The organism is Streptomyces sp. x-19 (genome assembly GCF_046549115.1).
GTDB lineage: Bacteria > Actinomycetota > Actinomycetes > Streptomycetales > Streptomycetaceae > Streptomyces > Streptomyces albulus_C.
The window spans coordinates 534,943-553,090 of record NZ_JAJPWK010000003.1 but is presented as its reverse complement, the minus strand read 5'-3'; the positions used below and the strand labels follow the sequence as shown (position 1 = coordinate 553,090).

Sequence of the window (18,148 nt, the reverse complement as noted above, 5' to 3'; positions counted from 1 at the left end):
TGATCTGCGTCATGTCGACGGCGTCCGGTCGCCGTGGCCCACAGGGCGGGTGAGGAATTCGTCCAGGATGCCCGGTGTCGCCGTCGCCGCGAAGCCGGCCGCCGCGCCCTGCGCGAGGTCGGGCACGCGATAGCCTTCCTCGCCCGCCGCCACCGCCGCGGTGAGCGTCACCAGCCCGGACCGCCGGGTGAACGGCGAGGTGGTGAACGTCCAGGCGGCGACGGCCTCGCGGCGCAGCACCAGGGTGTCCCGGCTGAAGGTGCCCGCCCGGATGACCAGGTGCTCCCCGACGATCCGGTGCCCCAGGTTCCGGTACGCGTCCCGGGCCAGCCATAGCACGGCCGGCGTGGCGAGCACCGCGTAGATCCACGCGGCGTGCAGCAGCACGGGGGTGAACGCCGCCCCGAGACCGGCCAGCAGCGCGCTGACCGGCAGCACGGCGAACAGCAGCCCGCGCGTCCGCCGCCGGCGCAACGCGGCCCGGGGATGCCGCACCAGCTGGTGATCACCTTCGAACTGAGGCCCCGTCACCTCCGGGTCCGGGAACCGGGCGCGTAGCGTCCCACCGGCCACCCGGACCGCCTCCCGCCGGGGCGCCGGCGGAAGCAGCCCGCTGCGCTTGCGGTTCTCCTCCTTGTTGCCCAGGCCGCCCGCCACCGCCCGCACCGTCGCCCCGCCACCGGCCCGCAGCAGCAGCGGTTCGCGCAGCACCACGCCGCGCAGCCGGGCCCGCTCGATGGTCACCGAGCGGGTGGTCAGCAGCCCGCGGTGCACCCGCAGGGTGCCGGCGTCGGCCCACTCCAGGCGGTAGCTCCACCAGTTCTCGACGTAGAGGACGAGCGCGCCCACCGAGCCCAGCGCGATCACCGCCAGCAGCGCCGCGGGGAGGGTCAGCCACAGCATCCCGTTGCCGAACTCCTCGAACGCCCGCCGGACGAAGCCGAGCTTCCACGGCTCGATGCCCATCTCGTGCAGCGCCCGGTACGCCGACCCGCCGGCCACGAACACGCCGCCGACCACCCAGAAGGTGAGCGGCGCGTACCGCAGCCAGCGCCAGTTGATCCGCGCCAGCACCGGATCCTCCGCGACGGCCCCGGTGGCCGCCCGCGCCAGCAACTCCCCGCGCAGCCGCTCGCCCTCGACCACCGGCAGGGCCTCCAGGGAGAGCTCGCCGGCGCCCTCCCCGGACCCCGCCGTGCCGGCGCGCAGTACCGTGACGCCCAGCAGCCGGTGCAGCGGCGACGCGGTCAGGTCGACGGTGCGGATCCGGTGCAGGGGCACGCTCCGCAGCCGCCGGGTGAGCAGGCCGCTGCGCACGTCCAGGCTCTCGGCGGTGACCCGGAAGTCCGTGCGCGCCCAGCGGACCAGCCCGGCCGCGGTGACCACGGCGAAGGCGGCGGCGATCGCGGCGAGGGTGACCCACGCGCCGGCGGTGATCCGTCCGCCGGTGGCCAGCGCGGTCAGCGCCAGCGAGCCGAGCGGCGCGCCCAGCCAACCGCAGTGCACCAGCAGGGTGCGCGGGCTCAGTCGCCGCCACTCGGCCGCTCCGGGCACCGAGGGCTTGTCGTCGGTGTGCGGCGCGGGGGTCGGCGCGTCGCCGCCGGTGCCGGGCCCGTCGGGCCGTGCGGCGCTCATGCGGCGTCCCCCGGCACGTCCTGGGCGACCTCGCCGATCCGCCGGGAGAGCGCCTCGGCGTCCGCGTCCGACAGTCCGGCGATCTTGATGTCGCCGGCGGTCGAGGCGGTGGTGACGGTGACCGTCGCCAGCCCGTAGCGCCGCTCTATCGGCCCGCGCACGGTGTCCACCGTCTGCACCCGGGACAGCGGTGCGATCCGCCGCTTCTGCCAGAACCAGCCGCCCGCCGCGTAGACCGCGCGCTCGCCCAGCTCCCAGGCGTGCACCGCGTACCGCATGCGCGGCATCACCACGAGGTAGGCCACCGCCGGCAGGACCAGGACGACCAGCAGCAGCGGGCCCAGCCACGGCAGCGCGCCGGGGAAGAAGAGGAGCGACAGCGCCGCCATCACCAGCGCGGTCAACAGCATCGGCCCGCTGAGCGTGAGCAGTGCCTGCACCCGCCACCAGGTGCGGGCGCGGGGATCGACGCGGTGCCGGGGCGGGCGCAGGAGCGGTGCGGCGTGCTCGGACATGAGGGGTCACCGTTTTCCAAGTCAAACGTATTGTGTGGCGGTACGTTATAACGGTACGAGCGACTTGTAAAAGTGCGCCGGTCGGCGGGGGCGAAGGGCCGCCGGGCCCGTCGCGGCGCGATGTCGGGACCGGGTGTCGCGACACGGTGCCGGGGCGGGGTGTCGCGACGACAGTGACGTACGGAAGAAGGGAAGCCACCCGTGCCGAAGAAGGTGGATCACGAAGCCAGACGCCGGGAGATCTCGGCGGCGCTCTGGCGGCTCGCGAACACCCGGGGCGTGGACGGGGTCAGCCTGCGCGACGTCGCCGCCGAGGCCGGCATCTCGCTCGGCCGGATCCAGCACTACTTCCGCAACCGCGACGAGCTGTTGCTGTTCGCCCTCCGGCACATCAACCACCAGGCCACCGAACGGATCCGGCACCGCATCCTGGCCCTGGAACAGGACCCGACGCCGCGCACGGTCATCCGCGCCTGCTGCGCCGGGATGCTCCCGCTGGACGCCGAGAGCCGCGCCGGCCTCCTGGTCGCCGCCGCCTACTACTCCCGTGCGGTCCACGACCCCGCCCTGGGCGCGGAGGCCCGCGACGGCATCCCCAAGCTCCGTGATCTCTTCGTCGACCAGCTGCGGTTGGCCGCCGAGCGCGGCGAGGTCCCGCCGGAGCGCGCCACCGCGGACGAAGCCATGATCCTGATCGCCCTCGCCGACGGCCTGGCCTCCTACGTCCTGCTGGGCATCCACGGCCCCGAGCAGGCGCTCGCCCTACTGGACCGCCAACTCGACGACCTCTTCGGGACGGCGGGCGCCTAGGGCTGTGACCGCGTAGGTTCGCCGGGTTGGTGGTCGTGACGGTTGGATGTGCGGTGACGTCCATCCGACCGCTGGAGGCGCGGTGGCTGAGCCTGTCCGTGTACGCAGACCGGGTCTTCGCCTTCGACGAGTTCGGGCCGTCGGGGATCCGGCCCACCGCAGGCTCCTGCTGGGCGAAGCAGGGCAAGCCGAACCGGCTGCCGGCGACCCACCGCCGCACCCACGGCGTCACCCCCTTCCACGGCTGCTACTCCGTGGGCGACGACCGCCTGTGGGGCGTCCACCGCCGCCGCATCCTGGGCCAACCCGATGAGGCCCACTTCGGCCCGCTGCGGCGTTCACCCTGGCCAACTCCCACCACCGCAGCCACCCCACGCAAACCCAGGCACTGCACCGCTACCTGCGCTGGCGCAACGCCAACGCCCGCCACCCCGACGTACTTGTCGCCCAACGCAAGGAACGCGCCCGCATCCGCGGCGAGAAGGGCATCCGCTGGGGCGGACGCCCCCTCACCGCCCCAGCCTGACCGACCGCGAACCGCAGCCCGGGGTGCCGAAAGGGACGAGTTCACGAGAAGGACAGCGACAGAAGGACGACTCAGGAGGCGGACGGCTCGATCTCCCCCGCAAAGACGATGACCTGGTCGATGAGGCTCCGCCGCAGATGGACGACGTCCGTTCCCGCCAGGCGGGGGCCTCCGTCCGGCGTGGTGAAGACCCACTGGTACCGGGCCCACTCGTGCGGCATGTCCACCGCTGAGCAGCGCACCATCGTGCCGGTCCCCGCCGGGTGGCGCCGGATGTCCAGCACGAACCGCTCGACCGCCGCGATCCCTTCGCTGCGACCCAAGGGCCCCCAGAAGACCACGTCTGAGGTCAGGGCCTGGGAGAGCAGGGCAGTCACATAGCTGTCGTCCGAGGCGTTGAACGCGGAGATGAACGTGTCGATCGCGGAGCGTGCCGTCTCTTCCTGCATGCCCCAGTAATACCAGCCGTTGCGCGTGCGCTCGTCCCGCGAGCCGCCTTCCGATCACGGTGGACCAACCCGGTCACGACACTAGGGCGGACGGGGCGGGGGTCGGGTGAAGTTGACGCGGAAGCGGGGCGGCCGCGGTCCCGACCCGAGTCGACCTGAGGGACAGTCAGTCGATGGAGGCGAGGCCCCTCGGCCGGCTTTCCGCGCTTTCCCGCCACCGCCATCCGGCCCGTTCGCGAGGTCTGCCATTCTGCTGTCCGACCGTCGCGCTGGACCCGCCCCCGCCGCACCCCGGTGGGGCGCTTCCGCGCGTCACCGGCACGACCAAGGGGAGGCGACCATGCCGTACATCGGGGAGACCTGGCGGGTGGAACGGGGTGCCGACGTGGTCGGCGAGATCACCGTCACGCAGGCGGACTTCCCTTGGTTGAACGGGCGCTTCACCCCCGGTCCGGCCTTCGCCGAACTGCGGCCGCACTTCGCCCGCGAGTTGGCGCTCGTCGACACCATCGACGACGACCTCTCCGCCTGGGAGGACGCCTACGCGCGCGCCAGCGACGGCGTCCGGCTGATCGCGCCGGGCGGTCCGGTGGCGGAGTTCCTGCTGCACATCGAGGACGACGCGGCGTGGTTCCGCTGGAGCGACGAGCCGTTCCCGGCCGTGTGACGAAGGGGACCGCGGCGCGCCGGCCGGAGATGCTGCCGCGGCGCGCGTGCGTGGCGATGCGGCCAGTGTTCGTGGTGGCGCTGGCCGTGTTCGTGGTGGTGCGACGGGGCGCCGCCGGGCGGTCGCCGGCGCCATCACCCGTCAGTCCATCAGGCTCCCCAGCCGTCCCTCCAGTACCACCAGCAACTCTCCCAATGCCGCGGAGAGTTCCTCCTGTCGCTGTGCGCCGATCCCCTCCAGCAGCGCTGCCTCGTAGCGCAACTGCTCCGGCAAAAGCCGGTCGATGGTGTCCCGCCCCTCCTGGGTGAGCGAGAGGTGGGTGACCCTGCGGTCCCGGTCGTCCGGGCGGCGGCTGATCAGCCCGCGCTCCTCCAACTGCCGCAGGCGTTTGGTGACCGCCGCCCCCGAGGCGAAGGTCTCCCGCGCCACCCGGCCCGGGGTCAGCTCGCGGTCCATCCGGCGCAGCGTGCCGAGGACGTCGAACTCGGGCCGGGTCAGTCCGGCCCGCCGCAGCGGTGCGTCGGCGGCCTGTTGCAGCAGCGCGGAGCAGCGGTTGAGCCGTCCGATCACCGCCATCGGGCCGGTGTCCAGCCCCGGGTGCACCTGTTGCCACTGGCGCAGCACCCCCGCGACGATGTCCTCGGTCACCCGCACGCTCCTCTCCGCCCCGTCCGTCCGCCCGGCACCCCGGTCGCCCACGGACTTCATTGTGCCTGCCCAGGGCCGGCCGGAGGGTACGTCAGGCGGCCGGCGCCAGCGGGCGGCTCAGGCGGCGAGCGCGGGCGTGGTCAGGCGCCGCACCAGCACCGCCAGGGTCCGGTGCCCCTGCTGTTCGGCGCCGGCGATCCGCTCCTCGGGCAGCGCCCGTTGCCACCACTCGCCGTTCGCCACGTCCACGGCCTCCCGCAGCTCGACCAGGCACCCGGCGAGCCGATCGCGCGCCCAGCCGGCTTCAGGCGCCCAGTCGGCTTCGTGCGTCCCTTCGGACTTCGGTGCCCCAGCAGCTTCGTGCGCCTCGCTCGCCGTGGTGCGCCGACCGTCCGCTCCAACGGGCGCGTGGCCGGTTCCGGTGCGCGGTGTGCCAGCCCCCGTAGGCGGTGCACCCGGTCCCGCGGGTACGGCACCGGTCCCGGCGCGTGCCGCGTTCGCGCCCGATCCGGCCGCCAGCAGCCGGGCCGCAGCCGCCTCGGCCTCCGCGACCCGCTCCAGCGCCAGATCGATCCGGTCGGCGGCCCGCCGATTGGTGACCAGCACGCAGCAGGCGAGCCCGACCGCCGCGCCCACCACGGTGTCCAGCCACCGGTCGGCGATCAGCGTGCCGGCCGGCAGCGGCCGGCCGAACTCGGTCAGCAGCAGCGCCATCGGCGTCACGCACACCGATCCGAGCCAGTAGTTCCGGGTGATCGTGGCCTCCGCGCCGAGTTGGAACGCCAGCGCCAGCGCGACCATCGTGACCTGCCCGGTGTGGATCAACGGCAGCAGCGCGGTGAACAGGACCAGTCCCAGGAGGTTCCCGAGGGTGCGTTGGAAGGCGCGCTGCCAGGAGAGCGTGGTGTTGGCCTGGTAGATCGACGCCGCGGTGACCACGGCCCAATACGGATGCCCGACGCCCACCGCCAACGACGCCCAGCCCGCCAGGACGCACCCCACCGCCACCCGTGCCCCGATGGGCAGCAGGGGCGACCCGGGACGGAGCCGACCGACCACCGCCCGCAGGCCCCGTGGCCGTCCGGGCGCCGGATGCCGTAGTCCGCCGCCGGCCACGGCCCGTCCGGCACGGGACCCGGTGGCCGCGGCGACCTCCGGGGATGTACCGAAACCCGCCGTCCCGCGGGCCGGCGCAGCCTCACCGGCTCGGGCCCCTTCGTCCTGCCGAGCCGCCCGTGCCCGCCCCATGGCCCCGGACCGTGATGCCACGCCGGACCGCAGCGCCATGCCCGGCTCCAACGCCACCCCGGCCTCCCAGGCAGCCCTGGCTTCCCACGCCACTCCGGCCAGTTCCTCGGCCTCCGCGCCGGTCAGCGTCACCTCGGGCAGCGGGCGTCCGCTCCGGAGTTCCCGCGCCCATCCGCCGAGCCGCCCGGCCTCGGCCGCGGCGTCCCGCGGCTCGCCGCCCAGCGTCGACTCCGCCCGCACCAACAGCCGCTCCAACCCCTCCCGTGCCGAGGTCTTCGCCGGCGTACGGGTCGGCACCAGGAACAGCGCGTGCCAAGCGGCGTTCACGGCCGCCGCGGTGGCGTGCCGGGCGTGCACCACGCCGGGCGGTTCGGCCTCCCCGGCCGACGGGGCGCCGGCGGCCTCCGCCCGCGCCCGCAGCAGCCCGGCGGCGGCCTGAAGCGCCCGAGCGGTGGCGATCCGCTCCGGACCCTGCGGCCGCACCAAAGCCGGCGCCATGCACACCAGCCAGGCGAACGCCCCGGTGGCCAGCGCCAGCGCCGTGTGCGGCAGCACGTCGGCCGGTCGCTGCGGCACGAAGAACGCCGAGGCCGCGATGAACGTGAGGATCAGGTTTCCGGGCGGCCCGATCCGCGTGGCGTCGCACACCACCTTGTGCGCCGCGGCGACCAGCGAGGCCAGCACCACCAGCACGGCGGCGGAGGTGACCAGCGAGGCCGCGGTCAGCGCCACGGCCAGGCTCGCCACCATCCCGAGCACCACCCACGGCAGGGTCCGGGCCCGTGCCGCGTACGGCAGGCCGTGGGCGTACAGCGCGCACATCGCGCCGGCGGAGGTGTAGAGGACCAGGTCGAGCCGCCCCAGCCCGAGCAGCACCAGATCCGGGACGGCCAGCGCCACCATGGCGCTGAGCGCGGGCTTGTGCCAGATGTCGACCGGCCGTCGCAGCCGCACCGTGCTCCGGACCGGCAACGGACGGAACCGCACCGCGCCCGTTCCGTCGGGCGCCGTCTCCGTCTTCCACCACCCCGTGGGCCTGGCGTGCTTGGCGTGCTTCCCCATGTCAAAAGATTAGCAGGTGTTTTACCTGTAAAAGATATGCGCCGAGTCACCTCACGGGCGCGCGACAATGACCCCGTGCCCACCGCGAAGAACGTCAAGAACACCGAGAACGCCGAGAACACCGCGACCGCCGAAGCGACCGAGTCGATCGAGCCGACCGAGCCGACCGAGTCGACCGAACCGACCGAACCGGACGAGTCCGCTGAGGCAGTCGGGATGACCAAGACCACGAAGACCGCGAAGGCTACGAAGACCGCGAAGGCTGCGAGGGCAGCGAAGGCCACCGACGAGACCAAGCGCCCCCAGAGCACCAGGAGCGCCAAGGGCACCAGGCCCGCCAAGGGCACCAGGCCCGCCAAGGCAGCCAAGAGTGCCGGGGGCGCCAAGAGCGGCAAGGGCGTCAAGGGCGTCAAGGGCGCAGGGGGCACCGGGGGTGTCAAGAGTGCCCGGAGCGCCCAGGGCGCCACGAGGGGAGAGGCGGCCTCCGCGCCCGCTTCGCCCGACCGCCGCCGTGAACTCCTGGACACCGCGGCGGAGGTGTTCGCCGCGCAGGGCTACAACGCGACCACCGTCCGCCAGATCGCGGACGCGGCCGGGATGCTCGCGGGCAGTCTCTACTACCACTTCGATTCGAAGGAATCGATGGTCGACGAGATCCTGGCCACCTTCCTGGACGAGCTGTGGGCCGGTTACGACGCGGTGCTCGCGGCTGACCTGGAGCCCCGGGAGACCATCGAGGCGCTAGTCACCGAGTCGTTCCGGGAGATCGATCGGCACCGCGCCGCGGTCGCGATCTATCAGAAGGAGGCCCGGCACCTCGCCACCCAGCCCCGCTTCGACTACCTCGCCGCCTCTCGCCGGAAGTTCGAGCGGGCGTGGCTCGGCACACTGGAGCGCGGAGTGGCCGAGGGCGTCTTCCGCGGCGACCTCGACCTCCGGCTCGCCTACCGCTTCCTGCGCGACACGGTCTGGGTCGCCGCTAGCTGGTACCGCCCGCAGGGCCGACACACCCCCGAGGAGATCGCCCGCCAGTACCTCGCGATGGTGCTCGACGGCATCGCGCTCCCCGGGACCGCATGACGTCGGACGGACACAATGACGTCGGGCGGACGCGATGACGTCGGGCGGAGCGCCCGGCCGTGACCGGTCGGGAGTGGGCCGCGGTTCACGGAAGTGCGGCACCGCCCGCGGGCCCCGTCGCTTCAGCAGGCCACGTTCTTGACGTACAGGGCCCGCGATCCGGCCGTCGTGCCGTACCGCACGTCCTTCGTCGTTCCCTGGGGGAGCCTGCCCCGCGGATCCGCCTGGTGCGGGATGACGATGGTGTAGCAGGCCGGTCGCTGGGCGCACAGGTTCGTCAGCCGGACGTAACGCTGCCCGCCCTGGTCGAAGAACTTGCGTACCTTCACACAGCGCGGCACCTGGTCGGCCATCGCCTGCGTCGCGGTGGCCAGCGTCAGCGAGGCACCGCACACCGCACCCGCGAGTGCTATCGACATGATCTTCCGCATCCAGTTTCCCCCGTTCCTCGCGCGGTGACGGTCCGCTTCCCGGCCCTCATCGCTGCCGGTCGGTCGTCCGCCCCGTCGCGCTCTCGGCCTTCTTCGCCTTTCCGGCTGTCCGGGCTGCCCACGCCTTCGTCGGCCCCGCCCCATTGTCCACACCCGCACCCCGATTTTCAGCCCCCGGCTGCCGCCTGGAGTTCGTCCACCCGTAGGTAGGTCAGTGCCCGCCGCGTGAGTTCCGCCACGTCGTCCGGCTCCTCCTGCCACGCCCAGTGCTCCATGGCCACCGACAGCGCATCGATCAACGCGCAGGCCAACAGCCGTACTTCCATGCTGTCCGCGGACGCCCCGGTGCGCACCGCGAGTACGGGGACCAGCTGGTCCTGCATGTCCCGCCCCGCCGCCAGCCACCGCATGCGAATCGCCGGCACGCTTCCCATCACGCGGATCAGCCGCCGGGCCTTGTCCGGGTCGGCCAGCCGCCGCGCCGCCTCCGCGTCCTCGAACGCCGCCCGTACCGCACTGGTCAGCGGCTCGTCGACGGGCCGACCGGCGAGCTGCTGGACGAGCGCCCCCACGCTGGACGTCAGCACGGGCGTGAGTGCGTCCTCCTTCGCCGCGCAGTACCGGTAGAACGTGCGCAGCGAGATCCCGGCCGACGCGGCGATGTCCTCGACGGTGGTCGCCTCGTAGCCCCGCTCGGAAAACAGCGTGGCCGCGGTCTCGGCGATCTCCAGCCGGGTCTCCTGCCGCCGCCGTTCGGTCAACGAGGGCCTGCCTCGTCCTGCCGTCATGCGCCTCTCCCACTCCCGGCGGCCGCCCGGCCCGCCTCACCCGATTCCTCATATTGTCACGAACCAGCACCTTGGCACGTCATGCCAAAAAAGCTATGTTGGGCCTGTCTGATCGCCAGGCGCCGCCCCACCGCAACACCCGACCCCGCCCCTTCCCACGCACCCGCCTCTCCCTCTCGCCGCCTCCCCGACTGCCCGCCCGGCCCACCGGCCCGGCCCGCCGTGCACCGCAACCACGAACCCGAGCCCGAGAACCCGGCCGCGAGTCCGTGCGCGAAGCCCGAGCCCACCAGACCGGGGCCACACGCACCGACCCTCACGGGCCGCCCGTCTCCCACCGCCTGTCTCGCCGCCCCACCGTCGCGCCGCCCTGTCGTCTTGCCGCCCTGTCGTCTTGTCGTCTTGAGCTGGCCGTGCTGCCTTTCCCCTCCGGCGCCGGCTGTCGTGCCCTCCGACCGTGCCCTGGTCCGTGGCGAACAGCCCATGCCGGCCCCCACGACGGACCCCGAGCCGTTCCCCCTTTCGCCTGCGACGTTTCACCGTGACGTCCCCTCTTGACGTTCCCACCAGGCATTTCACCTGCGCGTTTCGCGCGTTCCGCACCACGAGGGATCGAAGGAGCCAACCATGCCCCGCCGTACCTACCTCGTCACCGGCGCAGCCTCCGGCATAGGCCGGGCCACCGCGGCCCGCCTCCGCGACGGGGGCCACACCGTGATCGGCGCCGACCTCAAGGGCGCCGACATCTCAGCCGACCTCGCCACGCCCACCGGCCGAACCGAACTCGTCCAGCGCGCCGACGAGTTGACCGGCGGCCGCCTGGACGCAGTGATCGCCTGCGCCGGGCTCGCCCATCCCGACCCCGTCACCCTCCGGGTCAACTACTTCGGCATGGTCGCCACCCTCGAAGGGCTGCGCCCCCTGCTCGCCGTCGGCACCGACCCCCGCGCCGCCCTCGTCTCCTCCGCCATCGCCATCCACCCGTCGGACCCGGCGATCGTCGACGCCGCCCTCGCCGGTGACGAGGACGCGGCCGTCGCCGCCGCCCAGGCCGCCGTCGACCGGGGCGAGGGCCACACCATCTACGGCTCCTCCAAACACGCCATCGCCCGTTGGCTGCGCCGCACCGCCGTCACCGAGGGCTGGGCGGACGCCGGCATCCCGCTCAACGCCGTCGCGCCCGGCACGGTCGTCACGCCGATGACCGCACCGCTGCTCGACGACGCCGCGATGCGGGAGGTCGTCGACGCCAGCCTGCCGATGCCGTTGAACGGGCACGCCCGCCCCGAGCAGATCGCCCCCGTCCTCGCCTGGCTGACTTCCGCGGACAACACACACGTCACCGGTCAGATCCTCTTCGCCGACGGCGGGGCCGACGTGACCCTGCGCGGCGACACCGGTTGGTGACGCACCGGCCCTGGTGAGGAACCGGCCCTGGTGACGCACCGACCGTCGCGCTGCCCGGATACCGCCCCGGCCGGAATTCCGCCCCCGACGCCCTGCGGACCGATGTCCCGCCGGCGCCGGGGGCCGGTCCGCGGCGGCGCCGGGTCAGTCGTTTCCCGACGGGCGGGCCGCCACCACCTTCAGTCCCCGCTCCGCGAACTCCCGACGGGTCTCGTCGGTCACCGCGCCGTCGGTGATGAGGGTGTCGAAGACATCGGCGTCCCCGACCCGCGCGAAGCACCGCTCGCCGATCTTCGACGAGTCCGCGACGACCACGGCCCGGCGGGCGCGCTCGGCCATGAGCCGGTTGATCCGGGCCTCGGCCTCGTCGTGCACCGTGGCCCCCCGCAGCGGATCCACGCCGTTGGCGCCGATGAACGCGATGTCGATGGAGATCTGCTGGAGCACCAACTCGCTGAACGGGCCGACCAGTTCGTAGGACCGCGAGTGCGCCACGCCACCCGTGAGCACGATCTTGATCTGTGGTCGGACCGCCAGCTCACTGGCGATGTTCAGCGAATTGGTGACGATGGTCAGATGCGCCTGCGGGTCTGCCTCCGCGAAGTCCGCCCGGGTGGCGAGCACCCGCGCGATCGCGGTGGTCGTCGTCCCACCGCTCAGCCCGACCACGTCCCCGCGCTCGACCAGCCGTGCGGCCGCCTTTGCCACCGCCTCCTTCTCCGCCGACCGGTGCCCTTGCTTGTAACGGATCGGAAGGTCGTACGCCACGGAGCTCAGCACCGCCCCGCCCCGGGTGCGGACCAGTAGCTGCTGCTCGGCGAGCGTGTCCATGTCGCGCCGCATCGTGGCGGCCGAGACCTCCAGCTCTGCCGCCGCCTCCTCGACCTCGACCCGGCCCCGGTCCCCGAGCAGCTCAAGCAGTGCGTTCATCCGTTCATGGCGCTTCATGGCGCGAGCCTAATTCGTTTCCCCGCCCGCACCGGCCCCGGCCCGAACTGATCCCGTCACCTCGATCTCACTTCTCCCGCCCGCTCGCCCCACACTTCTTCCTCCGCCTTCGATCACCTGCCGTCCGTCCCATCGGAGTTCTGGCGACGGGACGGCGGTGGGCAGGAGCCTTCACCCGCGGACCGTGGCCTCCACCGTCTGCGGGGTGGGCACCGTCACCGGGGTGCTGAGCACCTCCAACAAGCGGGCGGCCTCCTGCGCCACGGCTTCCCGGGCCGGCTTGACGTACTTCCGGGAGTCGATGAGCGCGGGGTCGGCGTCCAGCGTGCGCCGTATCGAGCTGGTGAAGACGGAGACCAGATGCGTAGAGATGTTGATCTTGGTCATGCCGGCGGCGATGGCCCGGCGGAGCTCGTCGTCCGGCACTCCGGACGAGCCGTGCAGGACCAGGGGCACCGGGAGGGTCCTGTGCAGCGCCGTGATCAGGTCCTTGTCCAGCTCGGCGGTCCGCTCCCGCATCGCATGGGAGGAGCCGACGGCGACCGCGAGGGCGTCTACGCCGGTGGCCCGGACGAAGGCCAGGGCCTCCTCGGGGTCCGTGCGCACCCCCGGCGCGTGGACCCCGTCCTTACCGCCGACCTCGCCGAGCTCCGCCTCGACGTAGGCGTCCCGCTCGTGACACCAGGCGGCGAGCGTGGCGGTGGTGGTGACGTTCTGTTCGTAGGGGAGGGCGGAGGCGTCCACCATGACCGACCCCACCCCGGCGGTGATCCCCCGGTGGACCAGCTCCGCCTCGGTGATGTGATCGAGGTGGACCGCGATCGGGGCCGTGGACTCCTCGGCGAGGGCGAGCGTGGCCCGGGTGATGGGGAGCAGGCTTCCGTGGTAGCGGATGCAGTTCTCGCTGAGTTGCAGGATCAGCGGGTGTCCGGTGCGCTCGGCGGCGGTCACCAGGGCTTCGGCGGTTTCCAGATGGATGACGTTGAAGGCCGCGGCGCCGACCCGCGCGGCGCGCGCGGCATCGACGATCGACGCGGTGGGAACGAGTGGCATGGTGTCCTGACTCCCTTGGGAGGAAGGGTGAGTTGGTGTCGGCGCGGGCGGTGCGGCGAGGAGATCGCGGCTTCGGCGCGGACGGGGCGCCGCTTAGGGGACGGCGGGCTCCTGGAGCATCACGGAGCGGGTCAGGCTGCGCGGATTGTCCGGGTCCAGGCCCCGGGCGCGCGCCCGCTCCAGCGCGACCCGCTGCACCAGCACCAGATCGGCAAGCGGATCCCTGACATGGGACACGAAGTGCGCCCCGGTGCGTGCCACATCGGCCTCCAGCCCCTCGGGAGCCTCGCCGAAGAGCCAGGTCACCCGGCCCGGTGCCGCTATCGAGATGGGACCGTGGCGGTACTCCATCGCGGGGTAGGACTCCGTCCAACTCTGCGACGCCTCACGCATCTTGAGCGCCGCCTCATTGGCCAGGCCGTACGTCCAGCCGGAGCCGAGGAACGCGAACTGCTCGGCGTCCACCCACTCCTTCCTGACCGGAACGGTAAGGGCCTCTTCCGCGTCGGCCACCGACCGCGCGACGTCTTCGCCCAGGTGGGCACGGAGCAGCGTCAACGCCGTCGTCGCGAACCGGGTCTGCACCACCGATCGTTCGTCCGCGAAGGGCAGTGCCACCGTCTCGTCCGACAGCTCGACCGCCGGAGTCTCGGGATCGCCGAGCACCGTCACGGTGGGGATGCGTCCCTTGACCGCCTCCAGTACGCGCAGCACCTCGGTCGTCGTCCCCGAGCGGGTGATCGCCACCACCGCGTCGTACCGCCGGTCGGCGCCGAGGAACGCCTCCGAGGCCGGGAAGGGGTCGGTGACGCCCAGCCCCGCACCTTCGCGCAGGGCCGCATAGGACTGCGCCATGAACCACGACGTGCCGCAACCGACGACGGCCACCCGCTGACCGGCCTCGGGCAGCGGGCCGCCGCCGGCGCCGATCCGGGCGGCCTCCCGCCATGTGTCCGGCTGGCTGTGCAGCTCCTGCTCCATGTACGAGGTCTCGCTCATGGCCACCCTCCCGTGATGCGTGCTTAGTGTTTACCGATCGATTGCAGTGTGGCTGCAACTTTCTGCTTCGTTGGGGGCAACTCTACGCAGGTTCGTGCATGCGTTCCATCCCTCGCACGGGTGATTGCGACGGAGGGGGCGTGCGGTTACCGGCAAGTGGGTGGCTGATTGTGTGCGGTGCGACGGCGTGGCGTGGAACGAAAAGCGGGTAAGTGACTGTTGACATCTGCGTGAAAGGTGCCTGATATTCGCAAGATCAGTCATGCCGGGTGCCCGGTGATGGCCGACGACGCGGTGTCCAGACGCCCGTCACGCAGTCATGCAGTCACGCAGCAAAGACGCTCCGTCGCACGAAGGACTCCCGATGTCCACTGCCTCACGCTCCACACCGCGCCCGTCGCCCCCGACCTCACTCCGCACCGGCCGGATGTTCGCGCTCACCGGCGCCGTCGTCGGTGTCATCTACGGCTACGACACCGGCAGCATCTCCGGCGCCCTGGTGTTCCTCAGCAAGGACTTCGGCCTGACCGAGACGGAGAAGGGCCTGGTCAACAGCATCCTGGTGTTCGGGTCGATCCTGGGTGCGCTGATCGGTGGCAAGCTCGCCGACGCCCTGGGCCGCCGGGTCGCGATGCTGATCGTCGCCGGTTCGTACGCGGTCTTCGTCGCATTGTCCGCGGTCGCCCCCACCGTCGAGGTGCTCGACGCCGTCCGGTTCCTGCTCGGGGTCGCCATCGGCATCTCGATCGTGGCCGCGCCGCTCTACGTCGCGGAGTCGACCCCGGCCCGCATCCGGGGCGCCTCGGTCGCCGCGTACCAAGTGGCCACGGTCGTGGGCATCGTCCTCACCTACTTCGTCAACTGGGGCCTCTCCGGCGGCGGCCACTGGCGCTGGATGCTCGGCCTGTCGGCGATCCCCGCGGCGCTCGTCGTGATCCCGCTGCTCCGCCTGCCCGACACGCCCCGTTGGTACGTCCTCAAGGGGCAGACCGAACGGGCCGTCGAGGTGATGGCGGTGACCGACCCGGAGGTCGACCCGCGCGCCGAGGTCGCGTCGGTGCGCGCCGCACTCGACGAGGAGAGCGGCGGGTCGGTGCGCTCCCTGCTGCGCAAGCCGTACGCCCGCGCCGCGTTCTTCGTGGTCGGCCTCGGCTTCTTCTGCCAGATCACCGGAATCAACGCGGTGACGTACTACAGTCCGCAGATCTTCGAGGAGATGGGCTTCACCGGCAACGGCCAGAACTTCCTGCTGCCGTCCTTCGTCGAACTGGCCTCTCTGGTCGCGGCCGTGCTGGCGATCCTCATCATCGACCGGATCGGCCGCCGGGTGGTGCTGCTGTCGGGGATCGGCACGATGGTGGTGATGCTCGGGGTCCTGACGGCCGTCTTCAGTGCCGGAAAGCTGCACGGGACCACCACCTGGGTGGGCTTCGTCGCGATCCTCCTGTTCACCGCCGCCTTCAACTTCGGTTTCGGGTCGCTGATCTGGGTCTACGCGAGCGAGGCGTTCCCCGCTCAACTCCGTTCCACGGGCGCCTCGGTGATGCTCACCGCCGACCTCGTCGCCAACCTCCTGATCGCCCAGTTCTTCCCGTCGCTGATGGCGAAGGCGGGGGCCGCCGCGACCTTCGCGGGACTGGGCGTGCTCGCACTCGGCGCCCTGGTCTTCGCGGCCTTCACCGCCCCCGAGACCAAGGGCCGCCAGTTGGAGGAGATCCAGGACTACTGGCGCAACGGCGGCCGCTGGCCCACCACCTCCGCGCCCGGACCGGCGGCCGCCACCACCGGCCCACTCGATGACTCCGCAGTTCAGCCGACATAGCCCTAGTGGGGCAGGACCCCGATCGCTGGTCTATCGGGGTCCTGCGGTCACGCCGCCTCGGGAACCTGGGGAGGAACTGGGGAGTTCGGTCAGGATGGGGCGTGGGATTTCGCTGAGGGCGGTGCCGATGCGTTCGGCTTTGAAGTCCGCGCGGTCCCCCTGGGCGTTGGCGCTGAGCTGATGCCCCTGGTGATGCTCGTGCCGACGCGGCACGTCTCGGTCGCGGCCAGCTGGGGCTGCCGAGTTGGGGGTTCCCGGAGGGGTAGTCGCGTGACAACGGAATTTCATTGTGGCCCACTAGCGTGCACCGGGAATTGACCATGCGATATTCCGGTAATCGCGAGTATCGCCTCCGGCCATGGAGAATTAGTGCGTAAACTCGCTTCAAAGCTGACCCTGGTGGGCGTGTCCGTTGCTTTCCTCGGAGGGGCGCTCCTGTCTCCGCAGGCGCAGGCGGCCCAAGTCGCGGCAGGAGTGCCCGGGCGCTTCATCGCAGACGCCGACATCCTGGCGGCCCCCGACGGAGCGGTCGTGGGTAAGGGCCGGAACGGTCAGCCCGTCACGGTCAACTGCCAGACGGCCGACGGTAACTGGTGGAACCTCAACGCCCCCGAAGCCGCCGGCTGGGTGTGGCAGCCGAACCAGGTGTTGCGCGACTGGGGCACTCCCAATCCCCCGGTCTGCTGACCGTTTTCCGGCTTGATCAACCTCTCGGGCTCCCCGCCGGTCACAGGCTGACGGGGACCCTTATAGGCAGGGGATCGAGGGCCGGGCAACGCCCTGCCAAGGGAAGTGGCCGCAAGGCCCACTCCATGGTGGCGTCGATTCCGGGCGTGGGCGTCGGGCCTGTGGCCGGGGTGCGTCCATGGCCCGTGCGGCGCAGGGCCCGGTCCGCCGGACGGTTCCGGTGGGCCGGGCCACGGGTGCGACGGAGGTTCAGGACGGGAGTTGCTCCCGGTATTCCGCCAGCGCCGGTGCCGTCTTGGTCGCGGTGAACTCGGTGATCCGGTACTCGCAGACCCCGGCCCGGACGAACGGGTCGTCGGCCGTGAGTTCCTCGACGGTCGCCCGGTCGCTGCCGGCGGCGATGATCACTCCTCCGTCACGCGGGTTCTTCCGCCCGGACGCGAGGAAGTGTCCGGCGGCGTACGCCCGCTCCAGCCACGCCACGTGGTCCTGGAGGGCGGCGTCGACGCGGTCGAGGGGAGCGGTGTAGGTCAGTTCCAGTACGAACATGGCTGCAATATAGAGGAGGGGTGGTGGGAGCCCGCGGGCGGTACGCGGCCGCCCGCAACCGTGCACCGGTTCGATAGCGTGACGCCACCATGGACACTTCCGGAACCCTCTCCCGTGCCGACGAACTGCGGCACTGGCCCACGGACGAAGCCGGGGCCCGCGCGGTCCAGGACCGACTGCGCGGCCACGTGCGGCTCGACGAGCCCGGCCCGGTACCGGGTTTCGAGGGCACCGCCGTCGGCGTGGACGTCGCCTACGACGACGAACGCGACATCGTCGTCGCGGCCGCCGTCGCCCTCGACGCCCGCACCCTCGCGGTCGTCGACCGGGTCACCGCCGTCGGTCCGATCTCCTTCCCCTACGTTCCCGGCCTGCTCGCCTTCCGGGAGATCCCCACCGTCCTCGACGCGCTGGACCGGCTCGCCCGCACCCCCGACCTGGTGGTCTGCGACGGCTACGGGCTGGCCCACCCGCGGCGCTTCGGTCTCGCCAGCCACCTCGGTGTGCTGACCGGGCTGCCCACCATCGGGGTCGGCAAGACGCCGTTCACGTTCCGGTACGAGGCGCCGGGGCCGGAGCGCGGTGCCACCTCGCCCCTGTGGGACGACCGGGCGGCGGACGGCGAGCCCGAAGAGGTGGGACGTGCCCTGCGCACCCAACGGGGCGTCAAGCCGGTCTTCGTCTCGGTCGGCCACCGGGTGGACCTGGACCGGGCCTGTGCGCACACCCTCCGTCTGGCGGCCTCCTACCGCCTGCCGGAGACGACCCGGGCCGCCGACTCGCTGTGCCGCAAGGCCCTGGCGAGCCTCTGACGGGCGGCCCGG

18 protein-coding genes and 1 pseudogene are annotated in these 18,148 nt (G+C 72.3%); 8 read left to right on the top strand and 11 right to left on the bottom strand.

Annotation, left to right across the window (positions count from 1 at the left end):
- Positions 1-9: 9 nt before the first annotated feature.
- Both ACLJT4_RS11110 and ACLJT4_RS11105 read right to left on the bottom strand, forming a co-directional pair.
- Complete coding sequence (locus ACLJT4_RS11110) at positions 10-1,635, bottom strand: PH domain-containing protein (protein WP_411122112.1); 1,626 nt, start codon at positions 1,633-1,635, stop codon at positions 10-12.
- Positions 1,632-2,150, bottom strand: coding sequence for a PH domain-containing protein (locus ACLJT4_RS11105; protein ID WP_411122111.1), 519 nt, complete (start codon positions 2,148-2,150; stop codon positions 1,632-1,634). The genes ACLJT4_RS11110 and ACLJT4_RS11105 overlap by 4 nt, the downstream gene beginning before the upstream one ends.
- Before the next feature lie 201 nt (positions 2,151-2,351).
- Between ACLJT4_RS11105 and ACLJT4_RS11100 the strand changes: the two genes are divergently transcribed.
- Together ACLJT4_RS11100 and ACLJT4_RS11095 are read left to right on the top strand one after the other, a co-directional pair.
- Complete coding sequence (locus ACLJT4_RS11100) at positions 2,352-2,960, top strand: TetR/AcrR family transcriptional regulator (protein WP_411122110.1); 609 nt, start codon at positions 2,352-2,354, stop codon at positions 2,958-2,960.
- 92 nt (positions 2,961-3,052) lie between these two features.
- Positions 3,053-3,486: pseudogene (locus tag ACLJT4_RS11095) on the top strand (IS630 family transposase); the annotation flags it as partial.
- 71 nt (positions 3,487-3,557) lie between these two features.
- Here the strand turns inward: ACLJT4_RS11095 and ACLJT4_RS11090 are convergent.
- Positions 3,558-3,935, bottom strand: coding sequence for a nuclear transport factor 2 family protein (locus ACLJT4_RS11090; RefSeq protein ID WP_362027255.1), 378 nt, complete (start codon positions 3,933-3,935; stop codon positions 3,558-3,560).
- Between the two features lie 340 nt (positions 3,936-4,275).
- Between ACLJT4_RS11090 and ACLJT4_RS11085 the strand changes: the two genes are divergently transcribed.
- The gene (locus ACLJT4_RS11085; protein WP_016575551.1) at positions 4,276-4,602 is read left to right on the top strand and encodes a hypothetical protein; all 327 of its coding nucleotides are present in this window, start codon (positions 4,276-4,278) and stop codon (positions 4,600-4,602) included.
- Positions 4,603-4,743: 141 nt separating this feature from the next.
- On the opposite strand, the gene ACLJT4_RS11080 is transcribed toward ACLJT4_RS11085, so the two are convergent.
- Complete coding sequence (locus ACLJT4_RS11080) at positions 4,744-5,250, bottom strand: MarR family winged helix-turn-helix transcriptional regulator (protein WP_037633941.1); 507 nt, start codon at positions 5,248-5,250, stop codon at positions 4,744-4,746.
- Between the two features lie 117 nt (positions 5,251-5,367).
- A complete protein-coding gene (locus ACLJT4_RS11075; RefSeq protein WP_411122360.1) occupies positions 5,368-7,485 on the bottom strand; it encodes an FUSC family protein in 2,118 nt (705 codons plus the stop codon).
- Positions 7,486-8,079: 594 nt separating this feature from the next.
- Here ACLJT4_RS11075 and ACLJT4_RS11070 point away from each other — a divergent pair.
- On the top strand, positions 8,080-8,640 hold the full coding sequence (locus ACLJT4_RS11070) for a TetR/AcrR family transcriptional regulator (RefSeq protein ID WP_411122359.1): 561 nt from the start codon (positions 8,080-8,082) through the stop codon (positions 8,638-8,640).
- Positions 8,641-8,762: 122 nt separating this feature from the next.
- On the opposite strand, the gene ACLJT4_RS11065 is transcribed toward ACLJT4_RS11070, so the two are convergent.
- Positions 8,763-9,059, bottom strand: coding sequence for a hypothetical protein (locus ACLJT4_RS11065; protein WP_411122109.1), 297 nt, complete (start codon positions 9,057-9,059; stop codon positions 8,763-8,765).
- A 179-nt stretch (positions 9,060-9,238) separates the two neighbouring features.
- Positions 9,239-9,859: a TetR/AcrR family transcriptional regulator gene (locus ACLJT4_RS11060; RefSeq protein ID WP_411122108.1), complete on the bottom strand. Its 621-nt coding sequence runs from the start codon at positions 9,857-9,859 to the stop codon at positions 9,239-9,241.
- A gap of 627 nt (positions 9,860-10,486) precedes the next feature.
- On the opposite strand from ACLJT4_RS11060, the gene ACLJT4_RS11055 reads away from it, so the two are divergent.
- Positions 10,487-11,266, top strand: a complete 780-nt coding sequence (locus ACLJT4_RS11055; protein ID WP_411122107.1) for an SDR family oxidoreductase — start codon at positions 10,487-10,489, stop codon at positions 11,264-11,266.
- 144 nt (positions 11,267-11,410) lie between these two features.
- On the opposite strand, the gene ACLJT4_RS11050 is transcribed toward ACLJT4_RS11055, so the two are convergent.
- The 3 genes from ACLJT4_RS11050 to ACLJT4_RS11040 form a co-directional block, all read right to left on the bottom strand.
- On the bottom strand, positions 11,411-12,214 hold the full coding sequence (locus ACLJT4_RS11050; protein ID WP_037633946.1) for a DeoR/GlpR family DNA-binding transcription regulator: 804 nt from the start codon (positions 12,212-12,214) through the stop codon (positions 11,411-11,413).
- A 171-nt stretch (positions 12,215-12,385) separates the two neighbouring features.
- The gene (locus ACLJT4_RS11045) at positions 12,386-13,267 is read right to left on the bottom strand and encodes a class II fructose-bisphosphate aldolase (RefSeq protein WP_411122106.1); all 882 of its coding nucleotides are present in this window, start codon (positions 13,265-13,267) and stop codon (positions 12,386-12,388) included.
- A gap of 93 nt (positions 13,268-13,360) precedes the next feature.
- Positions 13,361-14,266, bottom strand: a complete 906-nt coding sequence (locus ACLJT4_RS11040; protein ID WP_411122105.1) for an SIS domain-containing protein — start codon at positions 14,264-14,266, stop codon at positions 13,361-13,363.
- A 364-nt stretch (positions 14,267-14,630) separates the two neighbouring features.
- Between ACLJT4_RS11040 and ACLJT4_RS11035 the strand changes: the two genes are divergently transcribed.
- Together ACLJT4_RS11035 and ACLJT4_RS11030 are read left to right on the top strand one after the other, a co-directional pair.
- Positions 14,631-16,088: a sugar porter family MFS transporter gene (locus ACLJT4_RS11035; RefSeq protein WP_411122104.1), complete on the top strand. Its 1,458-nt coding sequence runs from the start codon at positions 14,631-14,633 to the stop codon at positions 16,086-16,088.
- Positions 16,089-16,493: 405 nt separating this feature from the next.
- Positions 16,494-16,775, top strand: coding sequence for a hypothetical protein (locus tag ACLJT4_RS11030; protein ID WP_331246457.1), 282 nt, complete (start codon positions 16,494-16,496; stop codon positions 16,773-16,775).
- 249 nt (positions 16,776-17,024) lie between these two features.
- Here the strand turns inward: ACLJT4_RS11030 and ACLJT4_RS11025 are convergent, their stop codons facing one another.
- The gene (locus tag ACLJT4_RS11025; protein ID WP_411122103.1) at positions 17,025-17,324 is read right to left on the bottom strand and encodes a YciI family protein; all 300 of its coding nucleotides are present in this window, start codon (positions 17,322-17,324) and stop codon (positions 17,025-17,027) included.
- Between the two features lie 89 nt (positions 17,325-17,413).
- Between ACLJT4_RS11025 and ACLJT4_RS11020 the strand changes: the two genes are divergently transcribed.
- The gene (locus tag ACLJT4_RS11020) at positions 17,414-18,136 is read left to right on the top strand and encodes an endonuclease V (RefSeq protein WP_411122102.1); all 723 of its coding nucleotides are present in this window, start codon (positions 17,414-17,416) and stop codon (positions 18,134-18,136) included.
- The last annotated feature ends 12 nt before the right edge of the window (positions 18,137-18,148 follow it).

What these genes read in the sequence shown, in the direction of transcription:
- ACLJT4_RS11110 (WP_411122112.1), bottom strand. Translation starts at nt 1,635, where the DNA reads ATGAGCGCCGCACGGCCCGACGGGCCCGGCACCGGCGGCGACGCGCCG.
- ACLJT4_RS11105 (WP_411122111.1), bottom strand. Translation starts at nt 2,150, where the DNA reads ATGTCCGAGCACGCCGCACCGCTCCTGCGCCCGCCCCGGCACCGCGTC.
- ACLJT4_RS11090 (WP_362027255.1), bottom strand. Translation starts at nt 3,935, where the DNA reads ATGCAGGAAGAGACGGCACGCTCCGCGATCGACACGTTCATCTCCGCG.
- ACLJT4_RS11085 (WP_016575551.1), top strand. Translation starts at nt 4,276, where the DNA reads ATGCCGTACATCGGGGAGACCTGGCGGGTGGAACGGGGTGCCGACGTG.
- ACLJT4_RS11065 (WP_411122109.1), bottom strand. Translation starts at nt 9,059, where the DNA reads ATGTCGATAGCACTCGCGGGTGCGGTGTGCGGTGCCTCGCTGACGCTG.
- ACLJT4_RS11060 (WP_411122108.1), bottom strand. Translation starts at nt 9,859, where the DNA reads ATGACGGCAGGACGAGGCAGGCCCTCGTTGACCGAACGGCGGCGGCAG.
- ACLJT4_RS11055 (WP_411122107.1), top strand. Translation starts at nt 10,487, where the DNA reads ATGCCCCGCCGTACCTACCTCGTCACCGGCGCAGCCTCCGGCATAGGC.
- ACLJT4_RS11050 (WP_037633946.1), bottom strand. Translation starts at nt 12,214, where the DNA reads ATGAAGCGCCATGAACGGATGAACGCACTGCTTGAGCTGCTCGGGGAC.
- ACLJT4_RS11045 (WP_411122106.1), bottom strand. Translation starts at nt 13,267, where the DNA reads ATGCCACTCGTTCCCACCGCGTCGATCGTCGATGCCGCGCGCGCCGCG.
- ACLJT4_RS11040 (WP_411122105.1), bottom strand. Translation starts at nt 14,266, where the DNA reads ATGAGCGAGACCTCGTACATGGAGCAGGAGCTGCACAGCCAGCCGGAC.
- ACLJT4_RS11035 (WP_411122104.1), top strand. Translation starts at nt 14,631, where the DNA reads ATGTCCACTGCCTCACGCTCCACACCGCGCCCGTCGCCCCCGACCTCA.
- ACLJT4_RS11025 (WP_411122103.1), bottom strand. Translation starts at nt 17,324, where the DNA reads ATGTTCGTACTGGAACTGACCTACACCGCTCCCCTCGACCGCGTCGAC.
- ACLJT4_RS11020 (WP_411122102.1), top strand. Translation starts at nt 17,414, where the DNA reads ATGGACACTTCCGGAACCCTCTCCCGTGCCGACGAACTGCGGCACTGG.